Annotated in this window: 1 protein-coding gene; it reads right to left on the reverse strand. The window is 45.1% G+C overall.

Annotation, left to right across the window (positions count from 1 at the left end; all coding sequences use genetic code 11):
* A partial coding sequence (locus BCT81_RS05585; RefSeq protein WP_133152570.1) for an ATP-binding cassette domain-containing protein occupies positions 1 to 255 on the reverse strand: 255 nt, incomplete at both ends.

Here is a 255-nt window from a genome sequence, read left to right on the forward strand (position 1 = left end):
GATAAAGTGCGTATGATTGGAATACCATCGCGATGTCGCGATCTTTAGGTTCAACCTGAGCCACGTCGACACCGTCAATCACGATTTCACCTGAACTAATGTTTTCTAGCCCAGCAATGGTATTCATTAGGGTGGATTTTCCACACCCCGAAGGGCCGACAAGTATCAAAAATTCCCCCGAATCGATACTAATGTCGATGCCCTTTAACGTTTCGTTGTCCGCGTTGCGATAGGTTTTACGGATCTGTTTTAAAT

The sequence above is a fragment of the Vibrio sp. 10N.261.52.A1 genome (assembly GCF_002876325.1).
In the GTDB taxonomy this organism is placed as follows: Bacteria; Pseudomonadota; Gammaproteobacteria; order Enterobacterales; family Vibrionaceae; genus Vibrio; species Vibrio chagasii.